General features: G+C 52.8%; 20 protein-coding genes. 9 read left to right on the top strand and 11 right to left on the bottom strand.

Going from position 1 to position 22,291, the window contains the following annotated elements:
- Positions 1–12: 12 nt before the first annotated feature.
- Positions 13–834 carry a helix-turn-helix domain-containing protein gene (locus tag HCH_RS13485; protein ID WP_011396832.1) on the bottom strand — a complete coding sequence of 274 codons (822 nt, stop codon included), beginning with the start codon at positions 832–834 and terminating at the stop codon, positions 13–15.
- Positions 835–879: 45 nt separating this feature from the next.
- A complete protein-coding gene (locus HCH_RS13480; protein ID WP_011396831.1) occupies positions 880–1,155 on the bottom strand; it encodes a hypothetical protein in 276 nt (91 codons plus the stop codon).
- 179 nt (positions 1,156–1,334) lie between these two features.
- Between HCH_RS13480 and rimJ the strand changes: the two genes are divergently transcribed.
- Positions 1,335–1,910: a ribosomal protein S5-alanine N-acetyltransferase gene (gene rimJ / locus HCH_RS13475; RefSeq protein ID WP_011396829.1), complete on the top strand. Its 576-nt coding sequence runs from the start codon at positions 1,335–1,337 to the stop codon at positions 1,908–1,910.
- Between the two features lie 45 nt (positions 1,911–1,955).
- Here the strand turns inward: rimJ and HCH_RS13470 are convergent, their stop codons facing one another.
- A complete protein-coding gene (locus HCH_RS13470) occupies positions 1,956–2,546 on the bottom strand; it encodes a hypothetical protein (RefSeq protein ID WP_011396828.1) in 591 nt (196 codons plus the stop codon).
- Positions 2,547–2,671: 125 nt separating this feature from the next.
- Between HCH_RS13470 and HCH_RS13465 the strand changes: the two genes are divergently transcribed.
- Together HCH_RS13465 and HCH_RS13460 are read left to right on the top strand one after the other, a co-directional pair.
- Positions 2,672–2,920, top strand: coding sequence for a hypothetical protein (locus tag HCH_RS13465; RefSeq protein WP_011396827.1), 249 nt, complete (start codon positions 2,672–2,674; stop codon positions 2,918–2,920).
- Positions 2,921–2,984: 64 nt separating this feature from the next.
- Positions 2,985–4,028, top strand: coding sequence for a methyltransferase domain-containing protein (locus HCH_RS13460; protein ID WP_011396826.1), 1,044 nt, complete (start codon positions 2,985–2,987; stop codon positions 4,026–4,028).
- A 51-nt stretch (positions 4,029–4,079) separates the two neighbouring features.
- Here the strand turns inward: HCH_RS13460 and HCH_RS13455 are convergent, their stop codons facing one another.
- A complete protein-coding gene (locus HCH_RS13455) occupies positions 4,080–5,450 on the bottom strand; it encodes a hypothetical protein (protein WP_011396825.1) in 1,371 nt (456 codons plus the stop codon).
- A gap of 335 nt (positions 5,451–5,785) precedes the next feature.
- Between HCH_RS13455 and HCH_RS13450 the strand changes: the two genes are divergently transcribed.
- On the top strand, positions 5,786–6,409 hold the full coding sequence (locus HCH_RS13450) for a glutathione S-transferase family protein (protein ID WP_011396824.1): 624 nt from the start codon (positions 5,786–5,788) through the stop codon (positions 6,407–6,409).
- Positions 6,410–6,467: 58 nt separating this feature from the next.
- Here HCH_RS13450 and HCH_RS13445 read toward each other — a convergent pair whose 3' ends face one another.
- Both HCH_RS13445 and HCH_RS13440 read right to left on the bottom strand, forming a co-directional pair.
- Positions 6,468–9,890 (bottom strand): carbohydrate-binding domain-containing protein, encoded by a 3,423-nt coding sequence (locus HCH_RS13445; protein WP_011396823.1) that lies wholly within the window; start codon positions 9,888–9,890, stop codon positions 6,468–6,470.
- A gap of 157 nt (positions 9,891–10,047) precedes the next feature.
- On the bottom strand, positions 10,048–10,599 hold the full coding sequence (locus HCH_RS13440) for a DUF962 domain-containing protein (protein WP_011396822.1): 552 nt from the start codon (positions 10,597–10,599) through the stop codon (positions 10,048–10,050).
- A gap of 361 nt (positions 10,600–10,960) precedes the next feature.
- Here HCH_RS13440 and HCH_RS13435 point away from each other — a divergent pair, with 361 nt between their 5' ends.
- Together HCH_RS13435 and HCH_RS13430 are read left to right on the top strand one after the other, a co-directional pair.
- Positions 10,961–11,995: a hypothetical protein gene (locus tag HCH_RS13435; protein ID WP_011396821.1), complete on the top strand. Its 1,035-nt coding sequence runs from the start codon at positions 10,961–10,963 to the stop codon at positions 11,993–11,995.
- Positions 11,995–12,375, top strand: a complete 381-nt coding sequence (locus HCH_RS13430; RefSeq protein WP_011396820.1) for a hypothetical protein — start codon at positions 11,995–11,997, stop codon at positions 12,373–12,375. Before HCH_RS13435 ends, HCH_RS13430 begins: the two co-directional genes overlap by 1 nt.
- Before the next feature lie 30 nt (positions 12,376–12,405).
- On the opposite strand, the gene HCH_RS13425 is transcribed toward HCH_RS13430, so the two are convergent.
- From HCH_RS13425 to HCH_RS13415, 3 genes are all read right to left on the bottom strand, one after another.
- The gene (locus HCH_RS13425; RefSeq protein WP_011396819.1) at positions 12,406–14,751 is read right to left on the bottom strand and encodes a S8 family serine peptidase; all 2,346 of its coding nucleotides are present in this window, start codon (positions 14,749–14,751) and stop codon (positions 12,406–12,408) included.
- Positions 14,752–15,026: 275 nt separating this feature from the next.
- A complete protein-coding gene (locus tag HCH_RS13420) occupies positions 15,027–16,241 on the bottom strand; it encodes an EAL and HDOD domain-containing protein (protein ID WP_041598641.1) in 1,215 nt (404 codons plus the stop codon).
- 819 nt (positions 16,242–17,060) lie between these two features.
- Positions 17,061–17,957, bottom strand: coding sequence for a LysR substrate-binding domain-containing protein (locus HCH_RS13415; RefSeq protein ID WP_011396817.1), 897 nt, complete (start codon positions 17,955–17,957; stop codon positions 17,061–17,063).
- Between the two features lie 130 nt (positions 17,958–18,087).
- Here HCH_RS13415 and HCH_RS13410 point away from each other — a divergent pair, with 130 nt between their 5' ends.
- Both HCH_RS13410 and HCH_RS13405 read left to right on the top strand, forming a co-directional pair.
- A complete protein-coding gene (locus HCH_RS13410) occupies positions 18,088–19,401 on the top strand; it encodes a D-serine ammonia-lyase (protein ID WP_011396816.1) in 1,314 nt (437 codons plus the stop codon).
- 306 nt (positions 19,402–19,707) lie between these two features.
- A complete protein-coding gene (locus tag HCH_RS13405) occupies positions 19,708–20,394 on the top strand; it encodes a hypothetical protein (protein ID WP_011396814.1) in 687 nt (228 codons plus the stop codon).
- A 549-nt stretch (positions 20,395–20,943) separates the two neighbouring features.
- On the opposite strand, the gene HCH_RS13400 is transcribed toward HCH_RS13405, so the two are convergent.
- A complete protein-coding gene (locus HCH_RS13400) occupies positions 20,944–21,267 on the bottom strand; it encodes a hypothetical protein (RefSeq protein ID WP_011396813.1) in 324 nt (107 codons plus the stop codon).
- Between the two features lie 323 nt (positions 21,268–21,590).
- Between HCH_RS13400 and HCH_RS35215 the strand changes: the two genes are divergently transcribed.
- Positions 21,591–21,881, top strand: a complete 291-nt coding sequence (locus HCH_RS35215) for an OmpA family protein (RefSeq protein ID WP_083769769.1) — start codon at positions 21,591–21,593, stop codon at positions 21,879–21,881.
- 50 nt (positions 21,882–21,931) lie between these two features.
- On the opposite strand, the gene HCH_RS13395 is transcribed toward HCH_RS35215, so the two are convergent.
- A complete protein-coding gene (locus HCH_RS13395) occupies positions 21,932–22,225 on the bottom strand; it encodes a hypothetical protein (RefSeq protein WP_011396811.1) in 294 nt (97 codons plus the stop codon).
- Positions 22,226–22,291 lie beyond the last annotated feature (66 nt).

Below are 22,291 nucleotides of genomic sequence, written 5' to 3'. Positions count from 1 at the left end.
GAAAAACCAGACTTAATCGAAGTCGCCATAAGCATCTATGGTTAAATTTTTGGCTTGCCGGTACGCGTGAGGCGTATCGCCAATCAGTTTCTTGAAGTATCGGATCAGATGAGGCTGATCAGTAAAGCCAAAAATGGCGGCCACATCCGCCCAGCTCATGGATTCGGTATTTTGCTGGTATAGATACAACAGTAGCTCATCCAGTCGCACCATGATCTGATATTGTTTCGGCGTCAGTCCCGTCACCCGCACAAAGGCGCGCTGCACCGCCCGCAAAGAACGATACAGCCCTGTCTCAAGTTCAGACGCTTTCGTGGTTGCAAGCAGCGCCAGAGCATCTCGCGCAAGCCGGCTATGCCGATCTTCCCTGATGCAGTCCGAATGCGCCTTGAACCATGCATCTAAGTTCCGGCCTACGGTTACAGCGTTGTCGGCGGCGTTTTTGAGAACATCCTCTCTCAGCAGATCAGGCATTTCAGCCAGAAAACCCGGCGGAGAGATGACGTCATCAATAGCGGCGAGACCATTGGCGATTGAATAGAGCGCGCCCGGCTTGAATTTAACCCCCAGGATGGCGAACGGCTCCGCCTGATGCAAAGTCATACTGCTGGTGTTGGGAAGCTTCAGATGCGTCCCTTTTCCGGAAAGCTCCCGCTCGCAAAGCCCGTACGTATAGGGCTGCTCTGGCGGGGCAATAATTAAATGGGCTTCTGGACAGGGATTCAGTTTGGGGCTGTCATGAGCGATATCGTCCTGGTCTTTGCGAAGAAACCAATAACACTCTATGTAACGGGATACGAACGCATCCTCTGGCTGGTGTTTCCAAGTTATCATCGTTTTTCAACAGCGCACTTTACAGACTTTTGAAAACTCGCCGCGCTACACCCCACTGTAAAACCAGCGATAAGCCATAACAAAAAACAACAGCGTTGCGGCGATGCTCGCCCTGAAAATCTTATCGCCGTTCTCTTTCCCCTGAATCTTCAACTGTCCCCCGTAGATCACCAGACCACCGAGAAAAGCTTGGAAGAGGGACATAAAGTAGATGGATTCATCACTAAGACCGGCATTCTCACCGCTGAAAATTTTGATGAGCAGGAGCGCAGCTGCGATCACCACCATCGCGCCGCCGGCAAACTGCGTGAATCTGACCATCCTAATAATCTCCCTCTGATGAATTGAGATGAAACGCACTGCGCCTGGCGCGCTTTGGCTGTGGTTTTGCGCAAGCGCGAATTTCAGGGCGGTAATTTAACACTACACATAGGCCTTCTACAGCCGTAATTCGGTAAACTAGGAGCCCGATTTATCTATTTTATCTACGGAATAGAAGAATGCTTCCAGAATTACAGCTATTTCCCAGCGCAGGCTTGCTGACAGAACGCCTTTCCCTACGCTTGGCTTCTCCTATTTACGCTCAAAACGTGCTTGATTACTACACAAGCAACAAGGCCCATTTAACGCCCTGGGAGCCCGCCCGGGATGACGATTTCTATACTTTCTCTGGCCAATTACGCCGCCTGACGGACATGGCTCAGGTCATGGAGCAAGGCTACGCGGTGAACTTATTGATGTTCCGCCAACAGTCTGACGACGTTATCGGCATCTGCAACTTCTCCAACATCGTGCGCGGCGCCTTCCAGGCCTGCCACCTGGGCTTCGCCATTGCAGGACAAGAACAAGGCAAAGGCTTAATGCAGGAGGCCCTGACAGCGGGGATCTACTTCATGTTTCACCACTACGGCCTCCACCGCATCATGGCCAACTATCGCCCGGAAAATCACCGCAGCGGCAAATTATTAGAATCCCTGGGTTTTGAGGTGGAAGGAAAAGCCCGGTCCTATCTGAAGATAAACGGCGAATGGACGGATCATGTTTTGACGTCGTTGATTAATGAGGCGATGACGTAGTGTTTATGTCAACGCCGAACGCGTTATGCCTGAATTCCATCAACGTCAGTTCTCAATCAGCTTGGATAAAAAAAGATCAATCTCCTGATTCATCAACTTATGCTCATCTGGGGATGCTTCGACCGCGATAAAAAATGCTTCTCCATTTTCTTTGTTAACCAGATAAAACTCTTTGACATAGCTCGCATCGATATCCAGAAACTTAGCGGTCCCACTTTGCTCAATGCCGTTTAAGCCAAGCCTGCTAATTTCCCTAAATACGGGCTCGCTTTTCTCGCTGGCCGCCACTAAAAACGAGTCCGAAAGCCTATTGTATTGCTTGACCAGCTTCTGCAAGCCAAAATTGTCCTCTTTCTTTAAGTCCCGGACATTCTCAGCGGTGTATATTTCTACATTTACAATGGCGTCATCCACGGCATCGAAAGACAAAAACCGAGTCCCCCAAGTTTGATAGGAATCCTCCGTCGCACGCCAACTACCAGGGATAGTCATCGTCAGGCCATCTTTGGTATACGTTTTAACTTCTAATGGCTCTCCTCCACATGAGACCATTAAAAACAGTGTAGAAAGCACAATAAAAATTCGAACGCGATTAACTGCCTTTTCGGGCGTATCCGCTAAAGAAAAAAACACCATTTTCGCTATACCGCTATTAGATAAACGCCCTCAATCATAATCAAAGTCGCTTAGCGAACGATAGATAGCATTACCCCAAACCAAATAATGATTAAACTGCTTTGATTTAAAGGTTGAGAAGCGCTATGGACACGAATATTAACCTGCCTGTTAAATGGCAAGAAGACACTGAAATTCCTGGCGAGGGATTGTACTTGGTGGCGGTGCGTTACCCTTATGGTATGGGAACTTACGATATCGTTTACTGGAACGGCGAGGAGTGGGAGCTTGGCTATACGGCCGAGGTTGTAGGCTGGGTGACGGTAGACAATCTGATCGGCGTAATGAAAGCCGGTTGGCCAGCGGGCGATACCTTTGATCTGGATAACGACTAGACTTCTGGGTTAGCCTTCAGGCTGTTCAGTTAACCTTGTTACGACTAGATCCAGGAAACGCCTTATGCATGAACTCGTCAAAGACTACTACGGCAAACAGCTGCAAAGTTCTTCTGACTTGAAAACTTCCGCCTGTTGTGATGTCAGCCGTGTTCCCGCCTGGTTGAAGCCTTTGTTGGCGCGGATTCATCCAGAGGTGTCCGCCCGTTATTACGGGTGTGGCCTGGTGTGTCCGCCGTTGTTGGAAGGCTGTCGGGTGCTGGATCTGGGCTGTGGTTCCGGGCGGGATGTGTATGCGCTGGCTCAGTTGGTGGGTGAGCATGGAGAAGTAGTCGGCGTGGATATGACGGATGAGCAGTTGCAGGTCGCTCGCTCCCATCAGGCCTGGCACGCGGAGCAGTTTGGGTTTGATAACGTGCGCTTTTTGCAGGGTTATATTGAAAAACTCGACGAGCTGAATCTTGAGCCTGGGTCTTTTGATGTCATCGTCTCCAATTGCGTGATTAATCTGTCGCCGGATAAAGCCTCCGTATTGCGCGGATTGCATCGCCTGCTGAAGCCCGGCGGTGAGTTTTACTTTTCTGATGTGTATGCCGACAGACGGGTTCCAGCAGACCTCCACGACGACCCTACCCTCTATGGCGAATGTCTGGGCGGCGCGCTGTACTGGAACGACTTCCTGCGGCTGGCGCATCAGAACGGCTTCGCCGATCCGCGTCTGGTGGAGGACAGACCACTGGCCATCACCGATAACAGTCTGGCGGACCGTATCGGCAGTATTAATTTTTACTCCGCCACCTACAGACTGTTCAAAATCGATGAACTGGAAACCGCTTGTGAGGACTACGGGCAGGCGGTGATCTATCAAGGGACTGTTCCAGACCACCCTCACCGGTTCATTCTCGACAAACATCACGCCATCGAAACTGGCCGGGGCTTTCCGGTCTGCGGCAATACCTGGCGGATGCTGCAGGACACCCGCTTCGCCGGGCATTTTCAGTTTATCGGCGACTTTAGCCGACACTACGGCATTTTTGAGGGCTGCGGAACCGCAACCCCGTTTGACGGAGCCTCTTCTTCCGTCAGCGCAGACGCTCCCTGTTGCTAATTCTCACCGGCGCGCCTTACCTGGCGCGCACTCGACTTTCTTGGGACCCGGCTACAGATTCTCAAGTTCATACTGCAGGCTCGCCATGTAATCGCTCAAGCGATAGGTTGAGCCGCTGACATTGCTAAACTGGGACGCCACATAACGCGCCAGAGTCTGCTTGTTCTTTTCGCCGAACTGCAGATAGATCGTATTCAGGAACGCGCTATTGGGAAATTCCCGCAGCGCCTCATTGAGAGTTGGGATAAAAGCTTTATTTTCCCTTCCCAGGCCGATCACATAACTGTTGGCGAACTTCTCTTTCTTGAGAATTTTCCAGCCGTATTCGTCCACTTCTTTCAACGCATCGCTCTTGCCCGCATTGGCGTATAAGAAGCCAAGCAAGTCGTAATACAAGGACTCTTGGGGAAATTGCGCCGCGTAGCTTTTCAGTTGCGCGCCGTATCTGTCGAACAGCTGGTTGGGCGTCGCCGCCTCCATTGTGGTCAGCTGAGCAAAAATACGCCAGATCAGTGTGGCGGAAACGGGCAATTGATTATCTGGCGGAGAAATCTTCAGCGCCTGCAACCTTTGCAGCAGCTCTTCTTTTGAAAGCCTGTCGATGTCCTGACACAGACGCAGTTGCGCTGCCTGCGGCGAAGCGTTATCCGTCACCATCCTGGCGATCAAAGATCTGTCGAACGCCAGGTAATCCGCTTTCGGGCGCTGATTCCACCAGTCTACCTCCCAGTTCGAGTCCAGCGTCCACAAATCACAAAGCTTCTCTGTCGCCCCCGCCTCAATATCGCGAATAAGCGCCTCTCGGCGCGCCTCCTGACGGCTATTGGAGAATAGCGTATACATGCCTTTTTCTATGGCGATATGATGCTCGCTGAAATCAGACTTGCGCCAGGCGTTAAACGCTTTGTCCACGTCTCCCTGCATCAGGTATGCATGAGTGATGTACGCCCAGGCGATGGGATTCAGCCCCTGCGGCCTGGCCCTGACCAGCCTTTCATAGTAGCGCAACGCACTTTGAAACTGGCTGTTGCGATGTTCATGCATGCCTCTCTCGTAGAGGATCATGGGGTTGTCAGGCTCCAGCCGCTCGGCGCGAATCATATAGCTGTAGCTGCCGTTCGGGTCGAGCTGGTAGAGCATGTTGCCGAGAATGAAATAGTCATAGACGGTCTTGGCGTCGTCGGGAGTCAAGCTCTGCAAACGATGAATCGCCTCACTGGCTTTACCCTCGACAAAAAGTTGGCGAAACTCCTCTCCGTCCGAATAGGCGACATACACCGCCCCGGCTTTCTCCGCTTCCTGCTTGAACGTATCGAAATCAACCGCCCGCAAATCCGAGATCCACAGAGTGTTGATCAGAAGGGAAAACAACCATGGACAGACAGAAGGTAATTGCTTGGGTTTTATTCTGGCATCTCTCATAGACTTCACCCGCCGATAGAATCGACCTTGTTGATGATCCATGCAGAGACGTTTTGCAGTAGGTCCGGAACGTCGCCTCACGCGCAGTAAAACTAACTCCAGGCTTTCCCGGCTCTACTTTAATTATAGTGGAGTGGAAAAAGCCTGCCGCGCGCGGATTATTAAAATTTACACCGAAAACATCCGGCGGTTATTTACCGCAGTTTTTCAATCACTTAACATCGATGCCTGATTCATTCAGGGGCGTTTTCACGCTAGCGTCGTCACCTTATCCGTCCACAGTCGTCCCGGAAACGCCCTGCGTCAACCACACCCAGAGAACAGGACTTCACCCCATGATCAAACTGCACCACCTCAACAAATCCCGCTCCCGCCGGATCATCTGGCTGGTGGAGGAAATCGGTCAGCCTTATAGCGTGATCCCCTATCAGCGGGATAAAACCACCTCTCTGGCGCCACCGGAATTGACTCAGATCCACCCTCTGGGCAAATCCCCGGTGATTGAAATAGATGATATTGTGCTGCCGGAATCCGGCGCCATTACCGAATATCTGATTGAACGCTACGCCCCGGACAGGCTGGCGCCAGCCCGCGACAGCAAATCTTTCGCGGAGTATCTGTACTGGATTCACTTCGCGGAAAGCTCGGCGATGCTGCCGTTATTACTGAAGCTGTTTCTGGATAAAGACGGAACTGAAACCCGCTTTTTGCAAGGATACGCGCAGTCCGAAATCGGCAAGGTGATCGGTCACCTGGAGCGCTCTCTGGAAGGCAAAGACTATCTGGTGGATAACCGGCTCACTGGCGCGGATATCATGATCTCTTTCATTTTGGATTTCCTGCAGCGCAGCGGCGCGATGGCCAAATATCCCAATATTCAACGCTATCAGGCTGTGCTGGAGAAACATGCCGGTTATCAGGCGGCGCTGGAGAGTGAGGCGAAGTACAACGCAGAGTAGTTCGCAAAAGCCAGCGCACGTTATCGAAAACGTGCGCTGGCGCTGCAAGATGGGAGGCTTACTGCAAACGCAGCTCGCAGGCGATGGGATAGTGGTCGGAAGGCGGGTAGTCGCCTTCGCGATAGGTTTCCAAAGCACAGCCTGCCGCATTGACGCGGGAGCCGACGACATGATCCAGCTGATCCCCGGCCTGGACATTCCAGTTATTGAATGTGCCGCCGCTGAAGAAGCTGTTAAGTGGCGTCTGGTTAACCAACGTATTCACCGGCCCGCTCCCAGGGATAGCGTTCAGATCGCCCAGCAATACCGTTGGCGTCCCCCAGTTCTGATTCACCTCACCTAGACGATCTCTCAGGATATTGGCGGAGCCCTGCTGGGAATTACCATCCACGCCCCAGTGGGTATTGATGAACACCAGCTCACGGCCATCGGCGTTGCGGCGCATTTTCGCCCACTCCGCGCTGCGAGGGCCCCACACATCCGCCACTAGATCAATCAGGCCGCCGTCCACATAGGTGTAGCGGTCGGAGCGATAGAGAATCTGCCGGTAGCTGGTGGCGCCCCAGTTGGCGCCCAGCGTGTTCTTGATGAAGTCATACTGGCCGCCAGTAGTCTCCTGCAGGCCCAGCAGATCGGGATTCTGGCGCTGAATCGTACGCACCACTTCTCCCTTGCGGTGGCTCCAGTTGCGCTCTCCAGGGTCGTTAGCCTGTTCCGTGCGCACATTGAACGTCATCACACGAACGCTGTCTCCCTCTCCGCCAACAGGACAACCGCTGGCGTCCACCTGAGTTCCCACTGGCGTATTCGGGCATTGGTCCAGGTTATCGGCGACGCCGTCATGGTCGCTGTCCGCATCACTGTGAGTGAGGATATTCAGCCAGTTCAGATTGAACTCGCCGACGCTCGCTTCCACCCGCACGCGATGTTCGCCCTGGTCTACGGTGAATGTTCCGATGGGGAGCGTACGATAGGACTGCCAGCCGCCGGTATTGGCGACGGAGCCCGTTCCCACTTCCGCTCCATCCACCAGCACGCGGAAGCGACCGCCGCCCACGGCGGAGGCGACGCGGGCCGTGAGGTCATAGTCTCCAGCGCCCAGGGTCACGTTGTATTCCAGCCATTCCGAGCCGGCGATCCAGCCCACGTTGTGGCCGCCATCGACATCGCCGCTGACTTCGATGTCCACATCGTCATTACGGTGAGCGCCACCCTGATTGCCGGGCGTGGTGTCGAAGTAGGCGTCATAGTCTTCCGCCTGCACGACGACATTCTCAGTTCGCACTATGGTGCAGCCGTTGTCGTCCACTTCATCGCCGGCTGGCGTGCCTGGACACTGATCGCGCTCATCCTTGACCCCATCGCCATCACTGTCGATGACATCCATGGAGCGAATTTCCAGCCAGTTCAGGTTGAGTTCGCCGCCATACATTTCCACTTTCAGAGTATGCTGTCCGCGCTCGACGTTGAAGCTGCCGACTTCCTGGGTCACAAACGTCTGCCAGCCGCCAGTGGCGTCAACCGTTTTTGATCCCACCAGATCGCCATCAATGAATACCGCGTATTTGCCATTGCCCACCAGGGAGGCGACGCGCGCGTCGAGACTGTATTGTCCGTGCCCCAGGGTCACACTGTATTCCAGCCATTCGTTGGCGTCGGTCCAGCCGATGTTGTAGCCGCCGTCCACGTCAGAGGTTGCTTCAATATCCACATCGTCTTCACGGTAGACGCCGCCGTTGTTGCCTGGGCTAGTGTCAAAGAAGGCGCTGTAATCTTCCGCCTGCACCTTGATCTTATCGGTCACGATGACCTGACAGCCGACCTCATCCACTTCAGCGCCCGCCGGGGTATTGGGACACTGGTCGATGCTGTCTTCCACGCCATCGCCGTCCGCGTCCTGCTCCAGAGGACAACCGTCCGCGCCGACTGGCGTGCCTGCCGGCGTGCCGGGACACATGTCCTCATTGTCGTTGACGCCGTCATTATCGCTGTCCACCACAACCGGTCCGCCACCGCCGGTCCAGAGAATATCGTCGATGGCGAACGCGAAGTCCGTTCCCGGCAACTGGCCGTCTTTGCTCAGGATTGCAAAGGGATATTGAATCGAACGCAGGTCAATCAGCGGACCGCGCAACTCCGACACCGGGATGCTGACTTCTCCCCATTCGCCGTTGCGGGTCAGACCGTATTTGTCTTCATAAGCGGGGAAATCCAGCCAGTTCTGGTTGGTATGAGTGTCTGTCACGCCGATGCGGAAAGAGACGTCGGCGGGAATCTTGATGCGGAATTTCAGCTCGCCTTCGTCAAACTTGCTCAGATTCACCGGTTGCCGGGCCTGAACGCCGCCGCCAAACCAGGTGTTGGCCTTGGCTTTCCAGGAGATGACTTTGTCTCCTTCATAGGGCGATTCCGAGCCGCCACTGGTGGTTTGGTCCCACACATAAATATCGGAAGATGAGCCCGCTTCCAGCTTGTTAGTGGTGGCGGACTCGTCGGTGAATACGCCAAAGGTTCCGGTTTCCGGACCTGGACGGCCAAGTTTGACTTCGCCCTGCCCGTCCAGCTCATACACGCGAATGTAGTCCACCAGCATTTTACCCGGCAACGGCGCGGAGACCTGACCGTTCTCGCGCGCGTCGGTGAAGTTTCCGCCCACCGCCAGGTTCAGCAGGAAGTAGAACGGAGCCTGAAACTCTTCCGCCTCGCCGCCAATGGGAATCGGATTGTCATAGAGATCATGCTCTTGACCGTTGTCCACGATGGCGAAACGAATCTGGGACTCAGTCCAGTACAGGCGATAGGTGACGAAGCGGTTACTCAGCGGCGTGGACGCCACATAGGCGTTGTCGGTATTCCAGGCAGTGCTGGCGGCGCAGGAGGGATTATCCGGCACGCAGGCTGAGTCCGCATAGAAAATCAGGTTGGAGCCGACGTAGTTGTTGATAGGGGCGCCGTCATGACCGGCGTTCTTGCGTCCCGCCGCGCTGTGGCCCATTTCCATGATATCGATTTCACCTTTGGCCGGCCAATTGGCGGTGCTGGTCCCCAGCATCCAGGCCGCTGGCCACAGACCCACGCCCACTTCCGGCGACTGCATGCGGATTTCGATCATACCGTAGCGAACGGAGACGGCGTCTTTAGTGGTGATTTTGCCTGACGTAAAGGCTTTGCCGCCTACGTCCTGGCGACGGGCCTCAATCACCAGCGCATGATTGCCCGGCTCTGCGGGAATCTCTTCGATGGATAAGTTGTCCTTCGCGTACCACTGCAATTCCTGGTTGCCCCAGCCGCACAGGCTCGGACAGCCGTCACCCTCGTCAACATTCCAGACGGAGGGATTCAACGAGTCAAAATCTTCTTCCCACAACAACGCGCCGACATCCGCCTGCGCCATGGCCGCGGACAGCGCCGACAACATAAACAGCCCGGCCCTGGCGGTGTAACGCCGTGGTGATTCCTTGTTGTCCTGTACAAACGCCATGATTACCCCCTTTGTAATTCTATGATTTCCGTTAATGAAAACGCTTTCATAAATTGCCTAAAAAAAAGCCCGGGGGCAATGGGCTTTTTGGGTTAATCCTTCACCAGTTACAAATCTGTGAGAGGGATATCAGTTTTTTGCTCAATGGGCGACCAGATCAAGATTCATGCAAACGCTTGCGGTCGGTATGGGTCGCATTCATGTCGCGTATTAGCGTCGGTCCGACTTTTTCTTCGATAGTGAGCAGAACTTCCCGCCGCAAACCGAAGTAGAAACAGGCTTCCGCCGCGACGAAAAGCGGTCCGATGATCAAACCAGTCAGATCGTCCACAAACGCGGGTTTGCGCCCTTCATAGTAATGACCAACGAACTGAAACACCCAGCCCACGACAAATAAACCAATTCCCGCACTCAACCACACAGCTTGTGACTGCGCAGCCAGCGCCGCTCCGCCCCACAGCGCGAATCCATACAGGACCGCCATCAAAATCGCGAAGGCGACGTCCAGCAACAAATAGAAAACCAGAGAGGCGATCACCACGACCGTCGCAGGTGTGATCCCGACGCCGAACAGCTCAAAGCCCGGTCGTGACAGCAGCGTCGCAATGGACAGCACAATCATGGGAATGCCGATAAAGTGGGTGGCGATATTGCGGCGATCACGATGATAAGCCGCATACTGAGTCAAGTGCTCGGACAGTGTCTTCATCCCGTTTCTCCCGTTATCGGACGCTGGCGTCGACACCAAGCGTCCGTGTATTGTTTTTATGGGTTTAACGAGGAGTATAGGTGAATGACAAACCCTACACTGTCGTGTAGATGACACGGGGCTTTTTGAGAAATGAAGCCATAGTGCTTCCCCTTACGATTCAATATTCTTTTTTATACCTACGTTAAAAGACACATTATTTCCTTTTCATCAAACCATCCATTTAACCTATTGACGAGAGCTGGGCCCATGAAATCTAATTTTACAGATTTTTTACCTCCTCTCAAAGTCAAAAGTAGCCAATCGGATTGGTAGCGCCCCTGCTAAAAATGACATTTATAAAAACCTAAAAGAGTATTCCATGGAAAAATTATTTGCTTGTAACGATCGAGTTTCGCCTGTTGAGAGAAAACTAGATATCACTCTAAGAGTTGGAACTTATCTACCTTTGGATTCAAAGTTTGAGTCAGGAATAACGATAAGAAGCCCATTACTCCCCAAAAAAGAAATAGTATTAAAAAGCAAAAGATTTTATAAAGACGTTAAAGGAGAAAGGTTAATTATTGAGGTGGGCTGCACCACCGTAATATTCCTACAAATATCTCCAGAGGACAAATCCGTCCACAACCGCATATTTATCCAAAGGCACGATGAGTTTATTTATGATACGGATTTAGCACTCCTTCATCAGAAGTTATATGAGACGACAAAGCCTATAAAAACTTTAGTGAAATATGAAATGTACGTAATGATGGGGTATATTTCAACATTAGGTATTGCAGGCCTTTTAGCATCTGCAGGGTCATCTACGGCATATTCCTTGGCTCAGAACCAGCATTTAGTGTACGCCTATATCACTTTAACAAAAAGTCTAGGATTAGAACTTGATAGAATGGCTAGTTTTGCACCAACTTTTAGAATAGTACTCCTCAACTTTATGGTATCCGAAAGAAGAGATGGCTTAAAAGATACTCTTCAGAGAATTCCAAGGGCCATTATTAATGATGAGGCCGTGCAAGGCAATGTCGTTGGCATTTTAATGGGAGAATATGATAAGGCTCCTCAAAAATTCAGTGGCTGGTCAGTTATTTCTGTTGTTCTAATACAAGGCATAGTAAACTCTTTTTTGAAATTCCCCAAAGCTCTTTCTGTAGAAATAAATGAAAGATACATTAAAATTATCAATGATCTGCGAAATTTAGACATATCAAACAAAGAGCAAAAAAAGCAAGCAACTGCGAAAGTAGTAGAGCTTTTTCAAAATTCAGGAATCAGTATTTCAGATAGAGAAACACAGCTAATCCTCGATGAGATCGTGGTAAATCCAAATGAATTTTTAAATAGTTTAAACAACATAGAACTTGCATTCAAAGAGTTTTTATTCAGAGTAAAATAATGAAAAGACATTTCTTTTTTTTAGTTTCAATAGCTTTATTAGGGTGTAGCCACCCTGGCTCTAATATGGAAGAGCTAAGAGCCCAAGCAGCAGCATTTTGCGAAATCCATAATCCCAAATATTGGCCTGACGTCGACTCAATGAGTCTCGAAGAGTATCGAACCCAGTTGGGCGATAAAATTTCCGATGTGGTCAAATCCAGGGAATTCAGAGCTGCTTTGGCGCAGAGCGTCGATATGGGCTATGAAGCATTTAAAAAGAACTATCAGGGTAACATGTATCTATTCAGCCGCGATCAGGTCAGGCTCGTCCTGAGCGATCCCTCCTGGGATTGCGAATACATGAAGTTTCATTACGGAGAGCCCGAAGCCGCCAATTAAGGCGGCTTGGCGATCACTGCGAAAGCGCCATCAGTCAGGCGCGATATAGAGCTTGATGGCGCCATGGCGCAGCAGCGCTTTGTCGTCCAAGCCAATGCGCGCCACCTGAATTTTCCAGGCGCCGGCGGCGTTTTCGTCATGGAAATCCGTAATGAAATGATCCGCCAGTTGCAGGTCGTAGTCGTTGAAGCTGCCGTTTTTGTCGTGGAGCACGTATTCCGTACCCGCCGGCGATGTCAGAGTGACGGTGTATTCGCCCAGCCAGGCGCCGCTGATGGCGAGATCCACCGCAACGCCTTTGATTTTGCCCACCGCATGCTGTGGCAGCGTGATTTCCGTGATCTCGCCTTTGGGAAGGGTGACGTCTCCCGTGCTCAACGTCAGCTCATGCAACTGCGCCCCATCCTGCGGCTGACCGCGCAAGCGCATTTCCCAATGATTGAGCACGCCTTCCTGAAACGGCGAGGCGTCGATCACCTGCAGAAACCACAGCCCCTGCGAGGGAATATTACGCATTTGCGGCAAGCGGTATGAGCGCACAAGGTCGTCTTCCGTCAGACCGCCCCGCTCCCGCAAACGAAAGCTCTGTCCATCCGGCGACAGCAGATTGACCTGCAAGTCGCCGCGCCAGGGATGAGAGATATCCAGACTCACTGCGGCGTCCCACAGGTTCAGGTTTTCATTCACCAGCATCGGGCTCCACAATCCACGGGAATGATGGTCCGGAATCGGCGTCGCTTCGCCGTTGGCGTAATCAAAGTCCCGCGTTCCTTGCGGCAGCACATTGACGGTGATGCGCTTGGCGCTTTTGAAGGGCTGGCTCCCCTTGTCGCTTTCCACGCCTTTGAGTTCAACGAAATAACGTCCCACCGGCGTCTCCGCGCCGACGCTAAAGGTCAGATCGCCGCTTTCGTTGGCTTGCAAGGCGCGGGGAAGCTGCACATAGACGCCAGCCTGAGGCTGCGAGACGGACAGGTCCGCCATTCCGCGCCAGTCGAACAAAGGCTGCAACCGCGCGGTCAGCGAACGCATCTCGCCCTGGGGAATATCCACCACGTCCGTTTCCGGCGCGATGCGAAAGCCCGGTCGATCATCCGCCGCCAGCAGGGCTTTTTCCAGATTTAGTCGGCGTCCATCGGGAATCTTGCCTTGCAGCGCCGCAATCCGGTCGGCGCCATCCAGCAACGCCTGTTTAAGCGCTTGAGCGTCCAGCTCCGGGTTATGCGCCGCCATCAACCCCAGGGTTCCGGTAATCATCGGCGCCGCCATAGACGTGCCGCTGAGGGAGCCGTATGCGTGATTGGGCAAGGTAGAATAGATATCCGAGCCCGGCGCCGCGATATGCACTTTCTCCAGCCCGTAATTGGAAAAGCCGGACAACTCCCCTTCCCGATCCGTGCTGGCCACGGCGACGATGGCGGGATTGTCGTAGTTGGAGGGAAAGTGCCCGTAGTGATCATTGTTGCGTCCGTCGTTGCCGGCGGAGAACACCATCAGTACGCCTGCGGCCTCCACCCGGCGAACGGCTTCCTCCATCGCCTGTCCCGGCGCGCCGCCGCCCCAGCTGTTATTGATGGCCGCCAGCGCTTCGCCGCGACCCTTGAGGTCCACCATATAATCCATGCAGGCGATGGCGTCGGAGGTGTAACCGAATCCATCCTCATCAATGAATGCGCAGGTGACCAGACTCCCGCGCCAGTTGACGCCGACGCCGCCCAGCCCGTTGTTTCCCACTGCAGCCATGATGCCCGCGACATGGGTGCCGTGCTTATTGGCGTCCATCGGATCGCCAGAGCGGTTCACCACATTGACGCCGTAGATGTCGTCCACGTAGCCATTGCCATCGTCATCGCGGCCATTGTTGGGAATTTCGCGGGGGTTGATCCACAGGTTGTCCTGCAAGTCTTCGTGACGATAATCCACGCCGCTGTCGATCATGCCCAGCAATACATGGGAGTCGCCGGTTTGCAGGTTCCAGGCGTCCAGAGCGCGAACGTCGTTGCCGCGATCATCCACGTTGAATAACGCCCATTGTTTTTCCAGATCAGGGTCATTCGGGCTTGCGTCCATACGCAAAGGATAATCCGGCTCCGCGTAAGCCACTGCCGGATCGGCGGCGAAATGCGCCACCGCCGCCTCCGGCGTCATGCCGTTAAGGTCGTAACGCACCAAAGCGCCATCCCGGGTAACCGGATCAGCTGCTCTGACGCCCGCCAGCGGCGCTGCGCGAGTGAAGCCGCGCGCAAGGGCCTCGCTTTTGTATTTCACCAGCACCGCCTTCACTGGTGGCGCTTCCGACGCCGCCCAGGCCCCGGATGACAGCGACAATAAACAGGGAAACAGCGCCACCCCGGCGCTGCAAAGATATTTACGCATATTGGGTCTCCGACCAATCAATTAAATCCGATATTCCTTTCAGATCCCGTTGCGTGCGGCGCCATAGCCCTGCGCGGGCATACGGCGACGCGCGTCGATATTGTTAAATACCTTCTCATCAGCGTTTTCGGGCTTGGTGGGCGATTATTTTTAAAGGAGTGAGCGCCCAGAACCGGGCAGTTTATCTAAAGGAGAAAATACTGTCTTGGGTAGAAAAGCAGGTGGCGAAAGGCGAATTCCTGCTGATTCCGTCGGCAACTCGGCGTCCACGAACGCTAGGACTTCAGACTGGAGCGTTCGTCCGCCCATACGATGCTGTCGCGGTAGAGCTTGCTAATGGCGGGGCCGTTCAAGCCCAGCTCTTCCAACTGCGCCCAGGGAATGTTCTGCATGTCGCAGCGCTCGTATAAACGCACTGTTCTCAGAGCCAGCCCGGCCCTACCCTCACCTCGGAGCAAAGCGTCCAGCACCATGGCGGACAGCGGAAGCTTGCTGAGTATTTCTTCGATAGTGCGATCAAGAAACGCATCCAGCGTAGAAAACAAACCGATGGTGAAATAGGTGTCGCGTTTCTCAGGCTCGATGGTCGCCGCAATCTGCTCGCACATGCGCGCGCGAATCAGCGCGATCACAATCAGCGCCTTCGGTTTGTCTTCAATGCCTGACAGCGCCAGCAGCATCACCCAGGCTCGCAACTGCTCCAATCCCAGCAGCACCGCCGCCTTGTGGATGGAGTCAATGGGCTGCGGACGCCGAAATGAAATGGAGTTGATCAGTTGCAGCAGTTTGACGCTCAGGGGCGGATCGCTGACGATGGTTTTCACGATCTGATCGAAAGAAGCGTCCGGGTTCTGCACCATGGCGATCAACCGTAGCACCGCCAGCTTGCTCTGAGGCATTTTGCGGCCGGTGACGATCTCCGGCTTACTGAAGAAATACCCGTGAAACAGGTCACAGCCGTTATTGAGGCAGAATTCGAAGTCCTCATGGGTTTCAATTTTTTCCGCCAGCAAGCGCACTTTCTTGCGTCTACGGATCTTGTCCACCAAGCCTTTAAACGCGCCCTTATCAATCGCCGGAAACTCCAGTTTTACGATAGAGGCATACTCCAGCAGCACTTCCTGTTTGCTATGCAGATCGTAGTCGTCCAGAGCGATGGTGTAACCGCGTTTGGCCAGGCGCGCCAGGGCTTCACAGATTTCCCTGGTGGGCTCGACAGACTCCAACACTTCGATCACCAATAGATCTTTCGGAAACGGCGGCGGCTCCATCAACAACTGCTCAGTGAAGTTAACGAACGCCAAGTGACCGGACGTAACGTCCTGGATACTTTTCTCGGTAAACGCGTTCAGCAACACCACGGAAGTGGCCTTATCACCATCCAATATCGGACCCGCGGCGGGGTCATTGGAGCGAAACAGCAACTCGTATCCCACCACTTCCAGCGATGCGTCGACAATAGGTTGGCGGGCGAGCAGTATCTGTTCCATGAGAGGTCGCGAAATGTCCTCGGAGGGTATGTTTGGAATGTAGAAGTGGACGCTGGTTACGTCAAGGCCGGGGTCCGAACAGTTTAGTCTATCGAAACTTGTGCTTAAAACCCGCCCCGACGCCATCGTCATTGCAGCTGCGCGCTCGGCAAATCAGGTATCGCACTTGCCCGCCAGACGCCTTATAGATGAGAGTTTCGCGCATACGCTCCGCCTTCAACGGTCTACCATCCACGGAGCGCAACGGGTTCGGAGAAAAGTAAACTCGCACTTTTTCCAGACCGGTAACCTCATGCCGACCAGACCCGCACTCACATCGCGTGCTTCCCCATGAAAGACTATTAATCAGGCAGTCAAATAGCTTCCTTCTATTTGTCTGCAACGACAGGGCCTGCACATGTCAGGCCCTGTCTCCCGCGGCTGGCCGCCGCGCAGGCGCATCCATGCGCCTGGTTATTAACATGCCAATATCATTGCCATATTAATAAAACTGCGTAACAAATCATAAGTGCAGCTCCCGTTCGCCCTGAGCCTGTCGAAGGGCTTTCCAGAGCGCCAGCCCCAATTCCCCCTCTCAATGGAAGCTGGTTTCATCCTGGAGTAGTTATACCGCCAGGTAGGGGGCGATACTCAGCCCCTTCGACAGGCTCAGGGCGAACGGGTCTTAACTGTTGTATCCCCAAGAAACATCAATTTACCAAACAGCGTACTTAGGAGCGCAAAAGCTTGCCGCTACGTCTATTAATCAGGCATACGAATGCAATGAAGCGCCTACGTTTTCCCCTATGTCTATGGTTCAGTTTGGCATGGGTGCGGCGTTTACGCTTTGCTCAGCAGCCAGTCTTTCAGCTCGCTGACGTTACGGCTGACCGCTTTGCCTTTGTGGGTGATGAGGTAGTAGTTGCAACAGGAAGGCATTGCAGGAAGCGGTGCGATGAGACGACCGTTGGCCAGCTCTTCTTTTACCAGCGAACCGCGCGCAAGCGCTACTCCAAGGCCTGCGTCAGCTGCAGCGATGGCCATATCAGAACGGTTAAAGTAATGTCCCTGCTGGCTGGGCGCGTCAGGCAGTCCTGACTGGTCCAGCCAGTAGCGCCATTCTGCGTCCCGGGGAGAATCCGGCCAGGGCATCGCATCATGTAACAACGAGACGCTATCCCAGATGTTGGGGTCTTGCCAGTTTGCGCCCTTCATATACTCAGGGCTGATGACCGGCAGCAGGATTTCCTCCACCAACAGCGTCGCATCAAAGTTCTGATACTCGCCTGCGCTGTAATCGATGGCCAGGTCAAAGCTAGCGGTACTCAGATTAAGCAGCGCAGCTTCCGCATAAGTTTCAATCTTTATATCGGGATGGCTGAGATTGAACTCTTTGAGCATTGGAATCAGCCATTTAAAAACAAACGACGGCGTAGAGGTAAGTCTGACGGCGGAATCATTGGTACTCGTCTGCAGACGATCAACGGTCAGCCTGATGGCGTCAATCGATTGCCTCGTCACGGTCAATAACTCGCTGCCTTTAGCCGTTAATCGGATACCTGACGGGCGACGCTCAAACAGCTTGATTCCCAGCTGTTCTTCCAGTTTGCGAATTTGCTGGCTCACCGCGCCCGTCGTGACATAAAGTTCCCGAGCGGCCTCAGAAAAGCTTAACAGCCTGCCACAGGCCTCAAAATAGATCAGCGTGGAAAAAGTCCGCGCCCCCAGTCCTGACATCCTCAACCTTCCCGTTTGTGTTTAGCGATACTAAACAGCTGTTGAATTTCTATCGTTTGCTTTCTGATGATTAACATGGCGATGATACTGCCATGTTAATCATACAAATGTCAGCAAGCATGGATAAACAATGAATCCCCTCAGTATCGCCCAAGACGAACTTAAAGCCATTCAGAGCAGCCAACCTATAGTATGGCTAAACAGGAATTATCAAAATCCGGCTTCAGCCCCCGCCACACCAAACGTCGATGCACTCTACGCGGCGGAAGCCCGCCTTAAACGATTTGCACCACTGCTACAGAGACTGTTCCCCGAGCTGGAACCCAGCCACGGACTGATTGAGTCTTCTCTGATACAAGCGGACCGGCTTAACAACAGGATCAATCCAGTGGGTGGTTTGCTGTTCCTGAAAGCGGATCATGACTTGCCGGTAGCAGGCTCAGTCAAGGCTCGCGGCGGCATTCATGAAGTGCTTTGTTTTGCTGAATCCCTGGCTTTGACGCACGGCGTGCTTAAGGACGTAGACAGCGACTACTGTACGCTCGCATCACAATCAGCTCGTGACCTGTTTTCAAAGCACACCATCACGGTTGGCAGCACAGGCAATCTGGGCCTGAGCATCGGCGTCATAGGCTCTGCGCTGGGCTTCAAAACCGTAGTCCATATGTCATCAGATGCTAAAGAATGGAAAATGGAGCGCCTTAGAAAACGTGGAGTGCGGGTGGTTGAGCATGACGCCGATTATGGCGCGGCGCTTGAGGCCGGACGCCTTGAGACTATTGCCGATCCGTGCGGTTATTTTGTCGATGATGAAAGATCCCCGAACCTTTTCATGGGCTACGCTGTCGCAGCCAAACGCCTTCAGGCGCAGCTGGAAGCTCTGAACATTAAGGTGGACGCCGACCATCCTCTGTTTGTGTATCTGCCCGCCGGCGTGGGCGGGGCGCCAGGCGGGATTACCTATGGCCTGAAACATATTTTCAATGACCACGTTCACTGCTTTTTTGCGGAACCGGTACAGTCGCCCTGCATGCTGCTCGGCATGGCCGGCGCACCGGGCGCTGCACCGACCTCCATCTACGAACTTGATTTAAAGAACCGCACAGATGCTGATGGCCTGGCAGTCGGCGCCGCATCGCAGTGGGTATGCGACGCCACGCGCAACCTCCTGTCAGGCGTGTATACCGCGACGGATGAACAGTTATACCAGCAGCTATACCTGCTAAAAGACCTGGAAAATATCGAGGTCGAGCCCTCTGCGGCCATAGGCTGTCTCGGCCCGGCGATGTTGACGTCCGAGGCCGGACAGAAGTATTTAGACTCACATCGCCTCAGCCATCGCATGGAAAATAGCGTGCATATCCCCTGGCTGACGGGAGGCTCTTTTGTTCCCGATGAGGAGTATCAGCGTTATCTCGCGAAAGCGGTAAACGTGTCTACTTGAAAACCAGTCTGAACAGAGGGGCGGCGCTCATCTGGGATCAGATTAAAGCCCCTCCCCTAAAAATAACGGTCAAATTTACTGAGAGACATGACCTGACATGCGCAGGCCCTGTCGTTGCAGACAAACAGATTGCAGACAAATAGAAGGAAGCTATTTGTCCGCCTGATTATAGTATGATGAAGATGGCAATAAATTCAGCCAGTTATGAAAGGCGTTCAGGAAGATTATGAGAGATCCCACTGGCGCTGTTCTCAGAAAAAAAACCGGTGAAAGACTTCATCAAATCGACAAAAGGAAGGAGTTCTTATGTCTGGAGAGTTAGAGGCGAAAAATCATGCGGATGCGGTACTAAACGCCTATAAATTAAATTATCTGCCTTTAAACAAAAAAGGGTTAACGATTGACGGTATCGGGCTTATGTTGCCTGATCCTGACATGCCGCTAGGGGTTATTCTAAAGAAAGACAGCAGCTTCATCGTCCTGCTTGGCGAACAGCATAGTACAGAGACCTTATCGCCGCTTTTACCCGGCGATCAGACTTTGATGATTGCAGGCGCCAAAGCCGTGGTCGCCGCCATCGGCAAACTAGGGGCCAAGCATACGACCATTGCGGCGGTCGAACTCCCTATCAAGAATGGAAGCATCGTTGGATCAGGCGCCGGACTGACCAAGATGGAGAAACTCACCATTTCCGGTTCTAGCGATAAAAACCTCGGATCGATCAATCACTCTTTGTTTTATTACAGGGCGACGCTCTTGAAAGACGTGATGTTCGCAGAAGGAGAAAATACCGTCGAAGTCGTCGAACAGGGACTGGCGGCCAAGTCAGACGAACGCAATCCGGGGATCGCCGCTCATTTGATAAACGCAGCCGCAAGCGCCAAAGGGCCCAGCGTAACCGTGCTGCCCGTCGGACTCTCGCACTTAGGTGGAAACAGCATACAGAAGCAACTGACCATGAAAGGATGGTCCATCACGACAAAGATTGTCTAAGCTGGCGATATTGTCTAAGCCGGCGATATAGCTCCGTATGAGCCTGTTCGTTGTTCATGGAGCCTCATTGAGACAATGAGGCTCAACTGTTCCGAACTTTAACAAACGGATTTCAACGATTAATTCGAGACCGTTTTTGCTTTGATTATCAACCTGCTTGGTGCAGCCAACGCCGATGAATCAGACTTTAGCTCAGGATAAATCTGAAGCGTATGTGTTGGATGGCGCTTCGCTTATCCAACCTACATTTCGCTCTGCACCAATATGCAGACCGAAGAAAACACCAGGCGTTTTGACAGAATTCATACGTTTCCTCCCCCCACCCTCCGATCAGAAGTGGGTAGGTCGGAAAAGTGAAGCGCCTTCCGACATGCGGAGCTGAATGGCCACACCAGTTGAAACAAGCCCAGACATAACTTCTGTTGCCGAACGAGCTGAATGATTAATAGTAGGTGCTGATAAAGGCTTTTCGTAGTTTGTGCAAATGGGGAGCGCCATCTCCTTTAGCCCAGCAAAGTCCAAATTCACACCCTAATATTGGCGCTATTTTTACTGCTGCTCCCGAAGGCATATGGTTAACTCATTGCTTTCCATTACTACGCTCACTCCCTCATGCTGGCCTAAACACCCGAGAATACGTTCCAATTCATTCTTAACTTCCATAGGGCCGTGTTTGAAGTTTGCAGGAACAATTAACTTATCCAACTCATCAAAATAGACTGGGTTTGCGCCTAATATTTTGAAGTTGTCCATCTGCTCCTGTTTATTTGGCAAATACATAAAGAACTCAACGCCATTACGCATGCGCCACTTACCAAATGCTCTTATATCGTTGTTAACGATAGATCCAAATACTGATTTCCAGGCGCTCATTTCAATCCCAATAGTTGAAGTTCTGAAACTTTAAGGCATTCAGGCCAGAATGTTTCTTTAATTGGTGCCCCTATTATGTCCTTGATCGCTTCCGGTTAGCGAGGCTGCCCCCCGAACTCGTCCAAGATACTTGCTGACCATCAAACCACTTCTCATGAGTCGAAGTTCGGCGCGCCATAGCTATTCAGGCGAACTTTTTTCTGGTTTCAAACCACAACGAACGTCGCATCAAGCCCTCAAATCTTCGCAATCCGCACCGCAACTGCAAAAAGCGAAGATGCTGGTGCATTTCGATGTGAACCAGTCAGAGTTGTCAGAGGGATATCGGGATTACCTCACCCGTTTATCTGCTGGCAGACGACTCGGTATCTATCGAGCTGATTGGACACACGGACCAGCGTGGCGAAAACGACGCCAACCAGCGTCTGGCCCAAGCCCGCGCCAAGGCAGTGGCGGCGTTTCTTGCGCAAGGCGCGCATCCTTATCTGGGCCGAGGACGAAGAACAGACATTTGTTGCAGGACGCTATCCATCTCAGTAAGGCAGTGTTCCATTGTTCATCAACGAAGCGTTGCGGCATGTGTCCCACCTTATGGGTTCATCCCTCTCCCTTAGACCTCGCCATATCCCCCTCTCCATCTCATATATCCCCTGATTCAAGACGCCTAATCCAGGGCGCTGTGACCATCTTGCAGTTCGTTTTCGATCTGCCTCAGCAGGTAAGTCACACGTCTATAAAGCAATGTATGCTCTCTGGTTTCGAGATTTGTCTTCAGATTAGACAGCTCGTTAATCGTTATATCTATCAGGTAACTTTGTTTGATTGACAGCTTTAACTTCTTTTTCAGCTGCGCTAACTGCTGCCGTTTGGCTTCAATCAGACCGGCTTTTATTGCGGAGGAAGTCGCGTCGACTCCTAAGCTCAAGCCCCAATCAGCGTCAACCAATATCTCAGCCATATCCTTTTCCCCGCACTTATTGGGTCCTATTAATCAGGCTGCGTGAGACAGGTTTTCTCTGTGAGG

The sequence above is a fragment of the Hahella chejuensis KCTC 2396 genome (genome assembly GCF_000012985.1).
Classification (GTDB): Bacteria; Pseudomonadota; Gammaproteobacteria; order Pseudomonadales; family Oleiphilaceae; genus Hahella; species Hahella chejuensis.
This window is presented reverse-complemented; position numbering and strand designations above follow the sequence as displayed.

Excerpts from the sequence above, each read along its gene's own strand:
- HCH_RS13485 (WP_011396832.1), bottom strand. The coding sequence starts at position 834 with ATGATAACTTGGAAACACCAGCCAGAGGATGCGTTCGTATCCCGTTAC.
- HCH_RS13480 (WP_011396831.1), bottom strand. The coding sequence starts at position 1,155 with ATGGTCAGATTCACGCAGTTTGCCGGCGGCGCGATGGTGGTGATCGCA.
- rimJ (WP_011396829.1), top strand. The coding sequence starts at position 1,335 with ATGCTTCCAGAATTACAGCTATTTCCCAGCGCAGGCTTGCTGACAGAA.
- HCH_RS13470 (WP_011396828.1), bottom strand. The coding sequence starts at position 2,546 with ATGGTGTTTTTTTCTTTAGCGGATACGCCCGAAAAGGCAGTTAATCGC.
- HCH_RS13465 (WP_011396827.1), top strand. The coding sequence starts at position 2,672 with ATGGACACGAATATTAACCTGCCTGTTAAATGGCAAGAAGACACTGAA.
- HCH_RS13460 (WP_011396826.1), top strand. The coding sequence starts at position 2,985 with ATGCATGAACTCGTCAAAGACTACTACGGCAAACAGCTGCAAAGTTCT.
- HCH_RS13455 (WP_011396825.1), bottom strand. The coding sequence starts at position 5,450 with ATGAGAGATGCCAGAATAAAACCCAAGCAATTACCTTCTGTCTGTCCA.
- HCH_RS13450 (WP_011396824.1), top strand. The coding sequence starts at position 5,786 with ATGATCAAACTGCACCACCTCAACAAATCCCGCTCCCGCCGGATCATC.
- HCH_RS13445 (WP_011396823.1), bottom strand. The coding sequence starts at position 9,890 with ATGGCGTTTGTACAGGACAACAAGGAATCACCACGGCGTTACACCGCC.
- HCH_RS13440 (WP_011396822.1), bottom strand. The coding sequence starts at position 10,599 with ATGAAGACACTGTCCGAGCACTTGACTCAGTATGCGGCTTATCATCGT.
- HCH_RS13435 (WP_011396821.1), top strand. The coding sequence starts at position 10,961 with ATGGAAAAATTATTTGCTTGTAACGATCGAGTTTCGCCTGTTGAGAGA.
- HCH_RS13430 (WP_011396820.1), top strand. The coding sequence starts at position 11,995 with ATGAAAAGACATTTCTTTTTTTTAGTTTCAATAGCTTTATTAGGGTGT.
- HCH_RS13425 (WP_011396819.1), bottom strand. The coding sequence starts at position 14,751 with ATGCGTAAATATCTTTGCAGCGCCGGGGTGGCGCTGTTTCCCTGTTTA.
- HCH_RS13420 (WP_041598641.1), bottom strand. The coding sequence starts at position 16,241 with ATGGAACAGATACTGCTCGCCCGCCAACCTATTGTCGACGCATCGCTG.
- HCH_RS13415 (WP_011396817.1), bottom strand. The coding sequence starts at position 17,957 with ATGTCAGGACTGGGGGCGCGGACTTTTTCCACGCTGATCTATTTTGAG.
- HCH_RS13410 (WP_011396816.1), top strand. The coding sequence starts at position 18,088 with ATGAATCCCCTCAGTATCGCCCAAGACGAACTTAAAGCCATTCAGAGC.
- HCH_RS13405 (WP_011396814.1), top strand. The coding sequence starts at position 19,708 with ATGTCTGGAGAGTTAGAGGCGAAAAATCATGCGGATGCGGTACTAAAC.
- HCH_RS13400 (WP_011396813.1), bottom strand. The coding sequence starts at position 21,267 with ATGAGCGCCTGGAAATCAGTATTTGGATCTATCGTTAACAACGATATA.
- HCH_RS13395 (WP_011396811.1), bottom strand. The coding sequence starts at position 22,225 with ATGGCTGAGATATTGGTTGACGCTGATTGGGGCTTGAGCTTAGGAGTC.